The organism is Paraburkholderia sp. BCC1885, from assembly GCF_900996235.1.
Classification (GTDB): Bacteria; Pseudomonadota; Gammaproteobacteria; order Burkholderiales; family Burkholderiaceae; genus Paraburkholderia.
The window spans coordinates 73,659-88,339 of record NZ_CAAJGM010000166.1 but is presented as its reverse complement, the minus strand read 5'-3'; the positions used below and the strand labels follow the sequence as shown (position 1 = coordinate 88,339).

Annotated in this window: 16 protein-coding genes; 4 read left to right on the top strand and 12 right to left on the bottom strand. The window is 63.7% G+C overall.

Annotation, left to right across the window (positions count from 1 at the left end):
* Nucleotides 1–140 precede the first annotated feature (140 nt).
* Nucleotides 141–1,058, bottom strand: coding sequence for a LysR family transcriptional regulator (locus FQ755_RS16060; RefSeq protein ID WP_144155834.1), 918 nt, complete (start codon nt 1,056–1,058; stop codon nt 141–143).
* Between the two features lie 117 nt (nt 1,059–1,175).
* Between FQ755_RS16060 and FQ755_RS16055 the strand changes: the two genes are divergently transcribed.
* Nucleotides 1,176–2,189: an aldo/keto reductase gene (locus FQ755_RS16055; protein WP_144155833.1), complete on the top strand. Its 1,014-nt coding sequence runs from the start codon at nt 1,176–1,178 to the stop codon at nt 2,187–2,189.
* Between the two features lie 68 nt (nt 2,190–2,257).
* Here FQ755_RS16055 and FQ755_RS16050 read toward each other — a convergent pair whose 3' ends face one another.
* From FQ755_RS16050 to upp, 11 genes are all read right to left on the bottom strand, one after another.
* Nucleotides 2,258–2,698, bottom strand: coding sequence for a DUF4279 domain-containing protein (locus FQ755_RS16050; protein WP_144155832.1), 441 nt, complete (start codon nt 2,696–2,698; stop codon nt 2,258–2,260).
* Entirely contained in the window at nt 2,688–3,620 is a 933-nt protein-coding gene (locus FQ755_RS16045; RefSeq protein ID WP_409937517.1) for a hypothetical protein, read from the bottom strand. Before FQ755_RS16045 ends, FQ755_RS16050 begins: the two co-directional genes overlap by 11 nt.
* A 187-nt stretch (nt 3,621–3,807) precedes the next feature.
* Nucleotides 3,808–5,277: a ribonuclease G gene (gene rng / locus FQ755_RS16040; protein ID WP_144155831.1), complete on the bottom strand. Its 1,470-nt coding sequence runs from the start codon at nt 5,275–5,277 to the stop codon at nt 3,808–3,810.
* Nucleotides 5,278–5,286: 9 nt separating this feature from the next.
* A complete protein-coding gene (locus FQ755_RS16035) occupies nt 5,287–5,916 on the bottom strand; it encodes a Maf family protein (protein ID WP_144155830.1) in 630 nt (209 codons plus the stop codon).
* Nucleotides 5,917–6,067: 151 nt separating this feature from the next.
* Complete coding sequence (gene rlmH, locus FQ755_RS16030; protein WP_144155829.1) at nt 6,068–6,538, bottom strand: 23S rRNA (pseudouridine(1915)-N(3))-methyltransferase RlmH; 471 nt, start codon at nt 6,536–6,538, stop codon at nt 6,068–6,070.
* Between the two features lie 63 nt (nt 6,539–6,601).
* Nucleotides 6,602–7,054, bottom strand: coding sequence for a ribosome silencing factor (gene rsfS / locus FQ755_RS16025; RefSeq protein ID WP_144155828.1), 453 nt, complete (start codon nt 7,052–7,054; stop codon nt 6,602–6,604).
* A gap of 4 nt (nt 7,055–7,058) precedes the next feature.
* Nucleotides 7,059–7,769, bottom strand: coding sequence for a nicotinate-nucleotide adenylyltransferase (locus tag FQ755_RS16020; protein WP_144155860.1), 711 nt, complete (start codon nt 7,767–7,769; stop codon nt 7,059–7,061).
* A gap of 62 nt (nt 7,770–7,831) precedes the next feature.
* On the bottom strand, nt 7,832–8,755 hold the full coding sequence (gene hemF, locus FQ755_RS16015; RefSeq protein ID WP_144155827.1) for an oxygen-dependent coproporphyrinogen oxidase: 924 nt from the start codon (nt 8,753–8,755) through the stop codon (nt 7,832–7,834).
* Between the two features lie 63 nt (nt 8,756–8,818).
* A complete protein-coding gene (gene purD / locus FQ755_RS16010; RefSeq protein ID WP_144155826.1) occupies nt 8,819–10,093 on the bottom strand; it encodes a phosphoribosylamine--glycine ligase in 1,275 nt (424 codons plus the stop codon).
* Nucleotides 10,094–10,343: 250 nt separating this feature from the next.
* A complete protein-coding gene (locus FQ755_RS16005) occupies nt 10,344–11,072 on the bottom strand; it encodes a YebC/PmpR family DNA-binding transcriptional regulator (protein WP_144155825.1) in 729 nt (242 codons plus the stop codon).
* A gap of 425 nt (nt 11,073–11,497) precedes the next feature.
* The gene (upp, locus tag FQ755_RS16000) at nt 11,498–12,148 is read right to left on the bottom strand and encodes a uracil phosphoribosyltransferase (RefSeq protein WP_144155824.1); all 651 of its coding nucleotides are present in this window, start codon (nt 12,146–12,148) and stop codon (nt 11,498–11,500) included.
* Nucleotides 12,149–12,366: 218 nt separating this feature from the next.
* Between upp and FQ755_RS15995 the strand changes: the two genes are divergently transcribed.
* From FQ755_RS15995 to FQ755_RS15985, 3 genes are all read left to right on the top strand, one after another.
* The gene (locus FQ755_RS15995) at nt 12,367–13,146 is read left to right on the top strand and encodes an SDR family oxidoreductase (RefSeq protein ID WP_144155823.1); all 780 of its coding nucleotides are present in this window, start codon (nt 12,367–12,369) and stop codon (nt 13,144–13,146) included.
* 81 nt (nt 13,147–13,227) lie between these two features.
* Nucleotides 13,228–13,617 (top strand): methylglyoxal synthase, encoded by a 390-nt coding sequence (locus FQ755_RS15990; RefSeq protein ID WP_144155822.1) that lies wholly within the window; start codon nt 13,228–13,230, stop codon nt 13,615–13,617.
* A gap of 35 nt (nt 13,618–13,652) precedes the next feature.
* Complete coding sequence (locus FQ755_RS15985; RefSeq protein ID WP_144155859.1) at nt 13,653–14,627, top strand: quinone oxidoreductase family protein; 975 nt, start codon at nt 13,653–13,655, stop codon at nt 14,625–14,627.
* The last annotated feature ends 54 nt before the right edge of the window (nt 14,628–14,681 follow it).

The following is a 14,681-nucleotide window of genomic DNA, read 5'->3' as shown; positions in this document are numbered from 1 at the left end:
TGTGGGCAGGAATTTTTTTAGAGGGGCGAGTCGGCGTTGCGCCAGTCTTTGCTAACAAGGCGCTTTCTTCTGTATTGCGGATCGTGTCTGCCAATGAGCGGTTGAGTGCTGGCTGTAAGGATTCTGATTTGCGCTCACACTCAAGCTGAAGATTTGGATTCCGAACTATCTTGTCTGAGAATGAAATCCACAAACGCGCGCAACGGACCCGGCATATGCGTGCGGCTGGGATAGTACAGAAACGGTCCGCTGAATGACTGCCACCACTCGCCAAGCACCGGCACGAGTTTCCCGCTTTCGATCGCGGGTCGCACAAACTCTTCGAACGTATAGATAAGACCGAGGCCAGCAATCGCCGCACCCCGTTGCAGTTCGATCACCGATGCAATCATCGGCCCGTTCGCATCGATTCGCACGACTTCGTTGCCGCGTTTGAATTCCCACGTGGCAAGCACGCCGCTATCGAAGCGGTGACCGATGCAGGCATGCTCGACCAGCTCGCGCGGATGCTTCGGAGTGCCATGCATCGTCAGATAGGACGGCGCGGCCGCGGCGACGAAGTGTTGCACGCGCGGGCCGATCGGCACGGCGATCATGTCGCGTTCCAGACGTTCGTCGTAGCGGATGCCGGCATCGAAACCGGCGGCGAGGATGTCGATAAACGTGTCGTTGCTGCTGACATCCACGGTGATGCCCGGATGGGCGGCGAGAAAGCGCGCGAGCAATTCGGGCAGGATCTCCCGCGCCGCAATCGATGGCACGTTCAGCCGCAGCGTCCCCGTGGGACTTTCGCGGAACAGGTTGACGGCGTCGAGCGCAGTGGTGATTTCGCTGAATGCCGGCGCGAGACGCTCGAAAAGCCGTTGCCCGGCTTCAGTAGGGGTGACGCTGCGCGTGGTGCGATTGAGCAGTCTGACGCCCAATCGTTGCTCAAGGCGCCGGATGGCCTCGCTAAGCGACGAAGCCGACACGCCGCGGACGGACGCCGCATGCCGGAAGCCGCGCTCCTGCGTGACGGCGACAAAGGCTTTCAGATCGGAAAGATCGGGTTCCTGCATTGTTCGGTTTTCCGCACGGGTCATTCGAATTGAGGGGGATTATCGCACGCCGGAAAACCGCTGATACTTGAGGTCAAGCGCCTGCCGGACCGGATGGCGCACCTACCGAGGACCACCATGAAACAACTGCAACTGGGCAAGACCGGCCCGCAAAGCTCGGCGCTGGGTCTGGGCTGTATGGGCATGTCGGGCATGTACGGACCCTCCGACCGGGCCGAGAGCATCGCCACCATCCACGCCGCGCTCGAAGCGGGCATCACGCTGCTGGATACCGGGGATTTCTATGGCTCGGGCCACAACGAAATGCTGATTGGCGAGGCGCTGAAAAGCGCGCCGCCGTCGCGCCGCGACTCGGCCATCATCAGCGTGAAGTTCGGCGCGATGCGCGACCCGGCAGGCGGCTGGTCGCTTTACGACGCGCGCCCGGCGGCCGTGAAGAACTTCCTCGCCTACTCGCTGCAACGTCTGGGCGTCGATCACATTGATATCTACCGTCCCGCGCGGCTGGATCCGAATGTGCCGATCGAAGACACGGTTGGCGCCATCGCCGACATAATCAAGGCCGGCTACGTGCGGCACGTGGGACTCTCCGAGATGGGCGCGAAGACGATTCGCCGCGCGGCGGCGGTGCATCCGGTCAGCGACCTGCAGATCGAATACTCGCTGATTTCGCGTGGCATCGAAGAAGAAATCCTGCCGGTGTGCCGCGAGCTGGGGATTGGCGTGACGGCGTATGGTGTGCTGTCACGCGGGCTGATCAGCGGCCATTGGACCAAAGAGTCAGCAGGTAAGGGCGATTTTCGCGCAATGAGCCCGCGCTTTCAGGGCGACAACGTGGACCACAATCTCGCCCTCGTCGACGCGCTTCGCAAGGTGGCGCAAGCCAGGGGCGTGACCGTTGCGCAGATCGCGATTGCGTGGGTCTCCGCGCAGGGCAACGACATCGTGCCGCTGATCGGCGCGCGTCGGCGCGACCGCCTGACGGAAGCGCTGGGTGCTGCGGACGTGCGGCTTAGCGATGACGATCTTGCGGCGATTGCCGAGGCGGTACCGAACGGCGCCGCTGCAGGCGAGCGCTATGCGGCTGCGCAGATGGCGCATCTGGATAGTGAGAAGGGTGGGCGGGAGTAGGAGAAGGCCCGGGTGTCGAAGGATTCGAGCCCGAGCAGGTTCGTATGTGCCATCAATGAATCAGAGCACTATCGATATTCGTCAATCTCGATAGTGCCGCCCAGCGTCTCTATCATCGCCCGAATGTCGTCAGGCACGCCGGGGACACGGTCGCCGGTCTCGTTCATCCAGTAGCACCAAACTGCTACCTTCGCCCCTTGCGTCTTGGCGAGTTCGCGTAAATCGGCACGCGGCAGACCAAGACGTGTCATCAGGTATTTCAGGTGCGGGCTTAGATCGTCGCTCTGCACCGCAGCCTTGCTTTCGACAGCCCAAAGGCCGAATCTCCCCGGGCGGGGACTCAGCTTGCCCGAAGGGAGTTTGAACGATTGTCCTTTCGTGATCGCTCGATCCGGTTGCATCCCGAAGTAGGCGGACCAAAACTCAGGGGAAACGGACTCCCCGGAAATGATGAACGTCGCATGTGCGAGCGCGTGAGTGGGGCGGATGGGTTTCTCGTCAGGGCGCATAGTTGTGGATGTTGTCGTCTAGCATGTGGCCGTTGAATTCGACGCTTCCGTCATCGTGAAAAATCACGTTATCAGCAGGGCCTAGGCCGTTTGCAGGCTTGAACACGTGGAGCATGTCGCTAAACGTGTTTTTGTCGTATCCGAGCATTTTGGCAGCGTAGCGCGGGCTATTTGTCGTCGCCGCCAGTTCTTCAGCGTCGCCATACGGCATATCGGACTGATACTCGAACGGCTGCGCATCGCCGAGCGGTGTAGCGTTTTCCGTCAGATCGTCCGCGGTGTCGGCCAGTGACGAAGCGGCGCCGTTCGCATAGCGGTCCGTAATCGCATTAATGCGGTCCACCATGTCGTTATAGTTTTCGATGTAGGCCGTCGCGGCGTCGTAAGTCATGCCGTATTCGGTCATCAACGATTCGCGAAAGCTACGCACTTTCGGCTGTGCCGGAGTAGCGGCCGCAACGGAGCCGCCTGAACGGGATTGCTCGGTGACTAACACAACGCCCTCACCGCGAATCATGGACTGCAAGGTCTGGATGACTTCCAGATCCGTGCCGGCCTTCGCCAGCCGCTGGTGCCAATGGAAGTGCGTCCCGAGAAACGAGCGGACGCGCTCCACGAGCGCGGCATCCTTTGCCCATACCTCCGCGTATGCGCGTTGGGAGAACTTCTTGCCCTCTTCGACCGCCTGTTTCTGCTCGGTAGTAAGAAAGATGCGCCCACTCCCGTAGGCCTCGTTGCTGTACATCATCCACCGCTGCGAAGCGTCTGTTTTCAGTTCAGTACCGCCCATTACTCGCCCTGTATCTTGTGACGGCGTAAACCTAGCAGGTTGAGAGGGGAGTTGTTTACGAGATAGCTCGACTATGCGGTCGCTCAAAATAAAAGAGAAAGCCGACCATCGCGGGTCGGCTTTCTTGTCCATGTCGCCGCGCCGGCAGCGTAACGTGAGCCCGCCGCCGTCCGACTTTGCGACGGGCGAGCCGGCACGAATCCACTTGCGATCTGAATGTCAGTGAGGGATCAACGGCAATTAACTGAATTTTCCGGGGAACGCCCGCCAGTAAGGGCTAACGGCGATTTCCCCTGAACGTCAATAGACGTCAATTAAGCTACATCAGAACGATATCGTACTGCTCCTGACTCAAATTCGATTCCACCTGCAACGACACCGGCTTGCCGATAAAATCGATCAACATAGCCAGATGCTGCGACTCTTCCTCAAGAAACAGATCGATCACCTGCTGCGAAGCCACAACCCGGAACTCGCGTGGATTGAACTGGCGCGACTCGCGCAAAATCTCGCGCAGCACGTCGTAGCACACGGTACGCGGTGTCTTCACCTGCCCCTTGCCCTGGCACACCGGACAAGGTTCGCACAGCACATGCGCGAGCGACTCGCGCGTCCGCTTGCGCGTCATTTCCACCAGACCCAGTTGCGAGAAGCCGTTTACGGTGACGCGCGTGCGGTCGCGTGACAAGGCCTTCTTCAACTCGCCGAGTACCTGGTCGCGATGCTCGGTGTTCTCCATATCGATGAAGTCGATGATGATCACGCCGCCCAGATTGCGCAGTCGCAACTGTCGCGCGATGGTATGCGCCGCTTCGAGGTTGGTCTTGAAGATCGTATCGTCGAAATTGCGCGCCCCGACGTAACCGCCGGTGTTCACGTCGATTGTCGTCATCGCCTCGGTCTGGTCGATCACGAGATAGCCGCCCGACTTCAGATCCACACGCCGCGACAACGCCCGCTGAATTTCCGCTTCGATGTTGTACAGATCGAACAGCGGCCGTTCGCCGGCGTAATGATGCAGCTTCGACGACACCGCCGGCGTGAACTCCGCCGCGAAATCGGAAAGCATCTGGAACGTCTCGCGTGAATCGACCTGGATGCGCGAGGTCTCGTCGTTGACGAAGTCGCGCAGCACGCGCTGGGCAAGGTTCAGGTCCTGATACAGCAGGCTCGTCGGCGGCATGCGTTGGCCTTGCGAGAGAATCGTCGCCCACGTCTTGCGCAGATACGCCACGTCGCTGGCCAGCTCCTCGCTGGTGGCGTCCTCGGCAATCGTGCGCACGATGTAGCCGCCTTTTTCGTCAGCGGGCAGCACGGCGGTCAGACGCGCACGAATCGCTTCACGCTCGGCCTCGCTCTCGATCTTTTGCGAGATTCCGATATGCGGTTCCTGCGGCAGATACACCAGCGTGCGACCGGCGATACTCACCTGCGTCGAGAGGCGCGCGCCTTTGGTGCCGATCGGATCCTTGACTACCTGCACCATCAGCGTCTGACCTTCGAAGACGATCTTCTCGATCGGCTGATGCGCGACCTGATGTTGCGGCTCACCAGCGATGCGCGGATGCCAGATGTCGGCGACGTGCAGAAACGCAGCGCGCTCGAGCCCGATGTCGATAAAGGCCGACTGCATCCCGGGCAACACGCGAACCACCTTGCCGAGATAGACGTTGCCGACGCGTCCGCGCGACAGTGTGCGTTCGACGTGAAGTTCCTGGACGGCGCCTTGCTGGACGAGCGCGACGCGCGTTTCCTGCGGCGTGACATTGATCAGGATTTCTTCATTCATGGTCTTGTTCTAGAAGTCGATGCGCGCTGCACGCAGGAGCGCAGCGGTTTCAAAAAGAGGCAAACCCATGATACCTGAATAGGACCCCTCGATACGCTCGATGAACTCCGCGGCGCGCCCCTGCACGCCATAGGCGCCCGCCTTGCCGAACGGCTCGCCGCTTGCCACGTAACGGCGCAGCGCGTCCGCCTGGACTGCAGCAAACCGCACGCGCGAGACCGACAAGGCAGCGGGCAGCAGCGCGCCATCCGCAGCGACGACGGCGAGCGCGGTCAGCACCTCGTGTTCGCGTCCCGCGAGACGCGAGAGCATCGTCACGGCGTCGTCAGCATCCACGGGTTTGCCGAGAATCGCGTCATCGATCGTAACCGTGGTATCCGCCACCAGAATCGGCGCCTCGGTGTGGCCGCCGGCCACGAGCCGCGCGCGCGCCGCCCTGGCCTTCGCCTCGCAGACGCGCACGACGTAAGCATGCGCGCGCTCGCCGGGTAACTCGGCCTCCAATGCTTCGGCATCTTCATCCGGACGCGGCAGCAACAGTTCATAGCGCACGCCAAGCTGTTGCAACAGTTCCTGGCGGCGCGGACTTTGGGAGGCGAGGTAGACGAACGGATGCAATGCGGCGGGGGCTGTGGCCATAACGGGTCTCGGCGAAGCGTGGTGCGTGAAAAAGGCGTGCGCAAGACGTGCGCCGAAAACAGACATCCACGGCACACAGCAAAAGCACGTCAAAGGCGGATTGGCAAAGGTCCGGCTCAGGCGCGTGGCGCCCGCGCGCGGTCACACGCGGTCACACGCGATGATAGGGGTGATTTTGCGTGATGGTCCAGGCGCGGTAAAGCTGTTCGGCGAGCAGCACGCGCACCATGGCGTGCGGCAGCGTCAGGCTGGAGACGCGCAGCAGCAGGTCGGCGCGCGCCTTGAGATCGGGATCGAGCCCGTCCGCGCCGCCGATCAGGAACGCGAGGTCGCGTCCGTCCTGTTGCCAGCCGGGCAGGGCGGCGGCGAGCTGCATGGTGGTCCAGTCCTTGCCGCGTTCGTCGAGCGCGACGATGCGCGCGTTCTTCGGCAACGCGGCTTCGATCCGCACGCGCTCCGCGGCCATCACACTCTCCGCGGGACGCCCCGACGAACGCTGCTCCGGCTTGATTTCGCGCAACTCGATACGCAGCTCGGGCGGCATGCGTTTCGCGTATTCGTCGAAGCCGGTGGCGATCCAGTCGGGCATCTTGTGGCCGACGGCGAGGATGTGCAGTTTCATCGCGGATGCAATCTGGGACGTGGGCCTGGCGGCAACGCGGCTGACGGGCCGCCGCCGTTGCGCTTAACGACGACGCGCCGGCGTTTTGCGGGCCGGTTTGGCGGTCGGTTCGTCGTCCTCTTCGTCTTCGTCGAGCGGCTCGCTGGCGCTGGCGCCGCCGAACGGGCTCGAACTCGTCAGCTTGATGCGCACCGGCTTGTCGCCCCAGATTTCTTCGAGGTTGTAGTACTGGCGCAGCGCCGGTTGCAGGATGTGAACCACCGCGTCGCCGCAATCGACCAGCACCCATTCGCCGACGTCTTCGCCTTCGGTGCTGATCACTTCGCCGCCGTTCTCCTTGACCTTCTCGCGCACGCTCGAAGCAAGCGCCTTGGTCTGACGGTTGGAGGTGCCGGAGGCGACGATCACGCGGTCGAACAGACCGGTCAGATGGCTGGTGTTGAACACCTTGATGTCTTGCGCTTTCACGTCTTCGAGGGCGTCGACGATCGCGCGTTGCAGTTTGCGAATATCCATAGGGTTACCGGTGGTACAGATGATGTTGAAGAATATAGTCCCACACCGCGGTGGGGACATGGCTCGCGGCCTCGTTCTGTTGCTGGCCGCCGGCATGCTGGACAAGACGTTCGCGCAGATTCGCGCGGATATCGGTGGCCGAAACGTCGAAGGCCAGCGTGGTATCGATCAGCAGATGACCACAGGGTGTTGCTTGCAATACGTCCGCATTCGCGGTGCGCGCGGCGATCTCCACGGCGACGTCCGGTGCGATCGTGGCGAGATCGAAACCGGGCCGCGTCGACGCGCAGATATGCGCGAACTCGAACAGGCGCCGCCAGTCGCGCCAGGTGTCGAGCCGCACCAGCTGGTCGGCGCCGATCAGCAGCGCCAGCGAGGCTTGCGCTCCCACCTTCTCGCGCCAGCGTTGCAGCGTTTCGACGGTGTACGTCGGGCCGTCGTGTTCGATCTCGTCGGTGGCGACGCTCACCTTGACGCCCGGCAGCGCCAGCTCGCCGGCAGCGGCGCGGGTCATGGCGAGGCGGTCGGCAGCGGGTGAAACGTCCGGCTTTTGCCAGGGCTGGCCGGCTGGCAGCAACACCAGTTCGGTCAGTCGCAGCACCTCGGCGAACCGGCGCGCGAGCGCGAGATGGCCGTCGTGAATCGGATCGAAAGTGCCGCCAAGCAGGCCAATGCGGCGGGGCAGGGCAGCGGGGTGAGCGTGGTTCGGCTTCAGGTGAGAATCCTTTGTCGTGACGGCGCGCTCTGGTCCCGCGGGCTGGCTGGCGGCCAAACCCGTCAAGCCCACTCGCGCGGCACGAGGAAGTCGCTGTAAAGGCGTGCTTCCGGCGTGCCGGGTTCCGGCTGCCAGTTATAGCGCCAGTTCACCACAGGCGGCATCGACATCAGAATCGACTCGGTGCGTCCGCCGCTTTGCAGTCCAAACAGTGTGCCACGGTCGAAGACCAGGTTGAATTCGACGTAGCGGCCGCGCCGGTACGCCTGGAAATCGCGTTCGGCTTCGCCGTATGGCAGATTGCGGCGTTTTTCGATGATCGGCAAGTACGCTTTGAGGAAAGCGTCACCGACACTCCGGAGCATCGCGAACGACTGCTCGAAGCCCGGCTCCGAGAAATCGTCGAAGAATATCCCGCCGACGCCGCGCGCCTCGTTGCGGTGTTTGAGGAAGAAATACTCGTCGCACCAGCGCTTGAAGCGCGGGTACAGGTCCGCGCCGTAAGGCGTAAGCGCGTCGCGGCAGACGCGGTGGAAATGCTGCGCGTCTTCCTCGAAGCCGTAGTACGGCGTCAGATCCATGCCGCCGCCGAACCAGAATACCGGCGCTTCGCCGGCCTTGGTGGCGATCAGCAGGCGCACGTTCATATGCACCGTGGGGCAATACGGATTGTGCGGGTGCAGCACGAGCGACACGCCCATTGCCTCGAAGCCGCGTCCGGCCAGTTGCGGGCGCGCGGCGCTGGCCGAGCCCGGCAGCGCGTCCCCGGCGACGTCCGAAAAGCCGATGCCCGCGCGCTCGAAAAACTGCCCGCCTTCCAGGATCCGCGTCGTGCCGCCGCCGCGCAGCTTTTCGCCGGGAGCGCGTTGCCAGGCGTCGGTGGCGAACGGGGTGCCGTCGAACCCGCCGAGCGTGTCGGCGATGTGCGTCTGCAGGCCTTGCAGCCAGCTACGTACAGCCTGTACGTCGTAGTTCGGATCGGTCATGAATGCTGCGGTAAGGGCGGCGCGCCGGACGCGCCGCGGGTTCAGGGATGCGTCTCGAACGGATCAGTGTTTGCGGCTCAGCGCGCGATAACCGATGTCATGGCGATACTGCATGCCGTCGAACGAGATCTGGTTGATGGTCTCATACGCCACCGATTGCGCGCTGCGTACCGAGTCCGCCAACCCTACCACGCACAGCACGCGGCCACCCGACGTGGTCAGCTTGCCCTCCTTCAGCGTGGTGCCGGCATGGAAGGTCACGGAGTCGTCGGTCTCGGCCGGGATGTCGCTGATCCGGTCGCCCTTGCGCGGGTTGTCCGGATAATTGTGCGCGGCCAGCACCACGCCAAGCGCGGTGCGGCGATCCCATTCCAGCTCGACCGTGTCGAGCGTGCCGGCAATCGCCTGTTCCACCACCTTCGAGTAGTCGCCTTTCAGACGCGCCATGATCGGCTGCGTTTCCGGGTCGCCCATGCGGCAGTTGAATTCCAGCGTTTTCGGGTTGCCTTGCGCGTCGATCATCAGGCCGGCGTACAGGAAGCCGGTGAAGCGAATGCCTTCCTTCTCCATGCCCTGCACGGTAGGCAGGATGATTTCGCGCATCACGCGGGCGTGCAGTTGCGGCGTTATGATCGGTGCGGGCGAATAGGCGCCCATGCCGCCGGTGTTCGGGCCCTGATCGGCGTCGAGCAGACGCTTGTGATCCTGGCTGGAGGCGAGCGGCAGTACATGCTTGCCGTCCACCATGACGATGAAGCTGGCCTCTTCGCCGGCGAGGAATTCCTCGATCACGACGCGTGCGCCGGCATCGCCCAGCTTGTTGTCCGACAGCATCATGTCGACCGCGGCGTGGGCTTCTTCGAGCGTCTGCGCGACCACCACGCCCTTGCCGGCGGCGAGGCCGTCGGCCTTGATCACGATCGGTGCGCCTTTGGCGTCGAGGTAGGCGTGGGCGGCGGCGACCTCGGAGAAGGTTTCGTACTCGGCGGTCGGGATCGCGTGGCGCTTCATGAACGCCTTGGCGAAGTCTTTCGAGCTTTCGAGCTGCGCGGCTTCTTTCGTGGGCCCGAAAATCTTCAGACCACGCGAACGGAACAGATTGACGATGCCCGCGGCGAGCGGCCCTTCCGGCCCGACCAGCGTGAAGGCGATCTGCTCCTGCTCGACGAAATCGGCGAGCGCGGCCGGCTCGGTAATGTCGACGTTGCGCAGACGCTCGTCCTGAGCGGTCCCGCCATTGCCAGGCGCCACGTAGACGAGCTGGACCCGCGGCGATTGCGCGAGCTTCCATGCGAGCGCGTGTTCGCGACCGCCGGAACCGACGACGAGTAACTTCATGTGATTCCCCGAAGACTTAAAAACCATGAACGGCCAGCGTTTTGGCGCGAGCCGTGGATATCCGCAAGGTTCGCCCTGGGCGAACGGCTAACCTGGCGTGCCGGCTATGAAAAACGGTAGCCGGGCGCCTGGTTTGCAAAAAGGGTTTGCAAAAAGCGATGGCAAAACACCACACAGCCGACAGCACGTTCAGGCTGTGCCGTGCGCCGCGAACCACCCGTGGGCGCCGCGCGTGGCGCGCCCGAGGGACTTATTCGTCGGCGATCGCAGCGTTTGTGTAGACTTCCTGCACGTCGTCCAGATTTTCGAGCGCGTCGAGCAGCTTTTGCATCTTCACCGCGTCGTCGCCGGTGAATTCCACTTCCGTCTGGGGTTTCATCGTCACCTCAGCCAGTTCCGCCTTGAAGCCGGCGGCTTCCAGCGCGGTCTTCACCTTCGGGAAATCGTTCGGCGGGCAGAGCACTTCGATACTGCCGTCCTCGTTCGTCACCACGTCGTCGGCGCCGGCTTCGAGGGCCGCTTCCATCAGTTTGTCTTCCGCCGTGCCGGGCGCGAACAGGAACTGGCCGATGTGATCGAACATGAACGACACCGAACCGTCCGTGCCCATGTTGCCGCCGTTCTTCGAAAACGCGTGGCGCACTTCGGCGACGGTACGGGTGCGGTTGTCCGTCATGGTGTCGACGATCACCGCCGCGCCGCCGATGCCGTAGCCTTCGTAGCGGATTTCCTCGTAGCTTGCGCCATCGACGCCGCCGACGCCACGCTGAATCGCGCGGTTGACGTTGTCCTTCGGCATGTTGGCGTCATACGCCTTTTCGACGGCGAGCCGCAGACGCGGATTCGAGTCGATATCGCCTCCACCCATGCGGGCGGCCACCTGAATTTCCTTGATGAGCCGCGTCCAGACCTTGCCGCGCTTGGCATCGGCCGCTGCTTTCTTATGCTTGATGTTGGCCCATTTCGAATGACCCGCCATACCTTTCTCCATCGCGCGCGCCAGCGGGGCGCACGCATAGTGCAATTGTCGTTGCGATGTCGGGCGCTTTGCGAAGGTGCGCCTCGATGTCAGACCGGTCCCAGCTTGCGTTTCATGAGCCCGGCAATCGGGACCGGACCAGCCGTCTGGACGGCCCTGGGGGCCGCTGACCGCCTGCCGCGCGGTTGAGGCGGGGTGCTGCGCGCCGCACGCGCCTGAAGGTAAAGCGCGCTGCCGGCTTGCGCGGACCCCGTAAAGGCGCGATGCGCCGGGCGATTGTGCAAGTTGGGCCGCTCGATGAGCGGATGCGAATTTTATCATGCCGCGGGGCCGCGGCAGTGGGGCGAGCGGGGGAAACAGCGCTTCTGTCGACGCCCGGGGGACGTTTTTGTCGTTTTACGGCGCCACCCCGCCCGCCCCCATCCTCAGTTCTTCGTCCCAAACAGCCGGTCGCCGGCGTCGCCGAGGCCGGGCACGATATAGGCATGCTCGTTCAGATGCGAATCGAGCGAAGCCACAAACAGTTTCACGTCCGCGTGCGAGTCCTGGAATACCTGGACGCCTTCCGGCGCCGCCACCAGCGCGAGGAACATGATGTTTTCGCCCGGTACGCCGCGGCGCTTGAGCACATCTACCGCGTGCACAGCCGAGTAGCCGGTTGCCACCATCGGGTCGCACAGGATGAAGATGCGGTCCTCCAGGTCCGGCAGCCGCACCAGATATTCTACCGGCCGGTGATCGTCCGCGCGGTACACGCCGATATGGCCGACGCGCGCCGACGGAATCAGCTCCAGCAGGCCGTCCGACATGCCGACGCCCGCCCGCAGCACCGGCACGATCGCCAGTTTCTTGCCGGCGATCACCGGCGCGTCCACTTCGACGAGCGGGGTAGTGACGCGGCGCGTGGTCATCGGCAGATTGCGGGTGATCTCGTAGCCCATCAGCAGCGTGATCTCGCGCAGCAGTTCGCGGAACGTGCGGGTCGAGGTATCGCGGTCGCGCATGTGCGAGAGCTTGTGCTGGATCAGCGGGTGATCGAGGATGAAAAGATTCGGGAAACGGCTGTCCTGGGTCATGGCAAGAGCGCAAGCGCGGCAAGAGGAATCGGCTGGCGGCCGGGCCGGCCGGAAGAACCGGCCGGCGGGCGCGCCACGGTTGCAAGTTTACCGAAAGTAACGTCGGAAGATACCGGAGATTGTGGCGGATCCGGCGGCAGTCGGGCAGCGATTCTTCTAGAATCGGGGAAACCGGCCGCGCAGGCGGGCCTTCGTCGTCACAGCAAAAGGATCAGAACATGGACATGGGAATCGCAGGACGCACCGCGCTCGTCTGCGCGGCGAGCAAGGGACTCGGGCGCGGCTGCGCCGAAGCGCTCGCCGCCGAGGGCGTGAATCTGGTGATCGTCGCCCGCACGGCCGAGACGCTCGAGGCCACCGCCGCTCACATCCGCGCGCAAAGCGGCGTCGAGGTGAAGACCGTGGCCTGCGACATCACCACACCCGAGGGCCGTGCGGCGGCGCTGGCCGCCTGTCCGCAGCCGGATATCCTCGTCAACAACGCGGGCGGTCCGCCGCCGGGCGACTTCCGCAAGTTCACGCACGACGACTGGATTCGCGCGCTCGAAGCCAATATGCTGACGCCGATCGAGCTGATCCGCGCCACCATCGACGCCATGAGCGCGCGCGGCTTTGGCCGCATTGTCAACATCACGAGTTCCTCGGTAAAGGCGCCCATCGACGTACTGGGCCTGTCCAACGGCGCGCGCTCCGGGCTGACCGGCTTCGTCGCGGGCGTGGCGCGCAAGGTGGCGCGCGACGGCGTGACGATCAACAACCTGCTGCCGGGCCTGTTCGACACCGACCGCATCGCCACCACCTTCGACGCCCAGGCGAAGGCACAGAACATCTCCGTCGACGAAGCGCGCAAGCAGCGCATGGCGACGATTCCGGCAGGCCGCTTCGGCAATCGCGACGAATTCGGCCGTGCCTGCGCGTTTCTGTGCAGCGTGCATGCGGGCTATATCACCGGGCAGAACTGGCTGCTCGACGGCGGCGCTTATCCGGGAACCTTCTGAGCGGGCACCTTTCGAGCGGACCTCGCCGCACCGCTGCAACTCATCACAACAACACAACCGGTATCTGGAGTTCTTTACGTCATGACTACCCGCATCGCGCTGATCGCGCACGACCATAAAAAAGAGGCTATCGTCGAACTCGCGGGCGAGTATGTCGACACGCTGCGGCGCTGCGATATCGTCGCCACCGGCACGACCGGTGCGCGGATCGCCGACGCGCACGGACTGAACGTCGAGCGGATGCTTTCCGGCCCGCACGGCGGCGACTTGCAGATCGGCTCGCAACTCGCTGAAGGTCGCGTGGATATGGTGATCTTCCTGCGCGATCCGATGACGCCGCAGCCGCACGAACCGGACATCAACGCCCTCGTGCGCGCGTGCGACGTGCACAACGTGCCGTGCGCCACCAACATTTCGACCGCGCGGATGATTCTCGACGTGCTGAGACTGCGGCTCGCGCAAAAGGTCTGACGGTCAAACCACCTGGACACTACTTTGGAGACATGATGGTCAAGGCAATTCGTTTCGATAAGGCAGGCGGCCCGGAAGTGATGAAGTGGCTCGATGTCGAAGTGGGCGAGCCGGGCGACGGCGAAGTCCGCCTCAAACAGCATGCGGTGGGTCTGAACTACATCGACGTGTATTTCCGCACGGGGCTGTATCCGCTGCCGCTGCCGGGCGGTCTGGGTATGGAAGCGGCGGGCGAGGTCACCGCGGTGGGCGCCGGCGTCACGGATCTGAAGCCGGGTGACCGGGTTGCGTACGTGGCGCGTCCGCCGGGCGCCTACGCCCAGGAGCGCGTAATGCCTGCCGTGCAGCTCGTCAGGCTGCCGGATGCGTTGAGCTACGAACAGGGCGCCTCGGTGATGCTGCAGGGCCTGACCGCGCAGTATCTGCTACGCCGGACCTATCCGGTGAAGGCGGGCGACACCATCCTCATCCAGGCGGCGGCGGGCGGCGTCGGCCTGCTGGTGTGCCAGTGGGCCAAGGCGCTCGGCGCGACGGTGATCGGCACGGTCGGCTCGGACGAGAAGGCAGAGATCGCCAGGGCGCACGGCTGCGACCATGCCATCGTCTATACCCGCGAGAACTTCACGAAGCGCGTGCGCGAGATCACCAATGGCGCGGGCGTGCCGGTAGTCTACGACTCGATCGGCAAGGACACGTTTACCGCCTCGCTCGACTGCCTCGCGCCGCTCGGGCTGTTCGTGAGCTTCGGCAATGCATCCGGTCCGTTGCCGCCGATCGATTCCTCCGAATTCGCCGGACGCGGCTCGCTGTTCTTTACGCGTCCGACGCTGTTTACGTATATCGGCAAGCGCGGCGACTACGAGGCGATGTCGGCGGAACTGTTCGACGTGCTGGTGTCGGGCAAGGTCAAGAGCAGCATCAACCAGCGCTATCCATTGCAGGACGTCGGCAAGGCGCACGAAGACCTGGAAGGCCGTCGCACCACCGGCTCGACCGTGCTGCTGCCGTAAGCGCGCTTTTTCCCTCCAGCCCCTTCTGCGCGGGGCATCAGGCCGTTCCATCCC

Coding starts and splice junctions, on each gene's coding strand:
- FQ755_RS16060 (WP_144155834.1), bottom strand. CDS start 1,058: ATGCAGGAACCCGATCTTTCCGATCTGAAAGCCTTTGTCGCCGTCACG.
- FQ755_RS16055 (WP_144155833.1), top strand. CDS start 1,176: ATGAAACAACTGCAACTGGGCAAGACCGGCCCGCAAAGCTCGGCGCTG.
- FQ755_RS16050 (WP_144155832.1), bottom strand. CDS start 2,698: ATGCGCCCTGACGAGAAACCCATCCGCCCCACTCACGCGCTCGCACAT.
- FQ755_RS16045 (WP_409937517.1), bottom strand. CDS start 3,620: ATGGACAAGAAAGCCGACCCGCGATGGTCGGCTTTCTCTTTTATTTTG.
- rng (WP_144155831.1), bottom strand. CDS start 5,277: ATGAATGAAGAAATCCTGATCAATGTCACGCCGCAGGAAACGCGCGTC.
- FQ755_RS16035 (WP_144155830.1), bottom strand. CDS start 5,916: ATGGCCACAGCCCCCGCCGCATTGCATCCGTTCGTCTACCTCGCCTCC.
- rlmH (WP_144155829.1), bottom strand. CDS start 6,538: ATGAAACTGCACATCCTCGCCGTCGGCCACAAGATGCCCGACTGGATC.
- rsfS (WP_144155828.1), bottom strand. CDS start 7,054: ATGGATATTCGCAAACTGCAACGCGCGATCGTCGACGCCCTCGAAGAC.
- hemF (WP_144155827.1), bottom strand. CDS start 8,755: ATGACCGATCCGAACTACGACGTACAGGCTGTACGTAGCTGGCTGCAA.
- purD (WP_144155826.1), bottom strand. CDS start 10,093: ATGAAGTTACTCGTCGTCGGTTCCGGCGGTCGCGAACACGCGCTCGCA.
- FQ755_RS16005 (WP_144155825.1), bottom strand. CDS start 11,072: ATGGCGGGTCATTCGAAATGGGCCAACATCAAGCATAAGAAAGCAGCG.
- upp (WP_144155824.1), bottom strand. CDS start 12,148: ATGACCCAGGACAGCCGTTTCCCGAATCTTTTCATCCTCGATCACCCG.
- FQ755_RS15995 (WP_144155823.1), top strand. CDS start 12,367: ATGGACATGGGAATCGCAGGACGCACCGCGCTCGTCTGCGCGGCGAGC.
- FQ755_RS15990 (WP_144155822.1), top strand. CDS start 13,228: ATGACTACCCGCATCGCGCTGATCGCGCACGACCATAAAAAAGAGGCT.
- FQ755_RS15985 (WP_144155859.1), top strand. CDS start 13,653: ATGGTCAAGGCAATTCGTTTCGATAAGGCAGGCGGCCCGGAAGTGATG.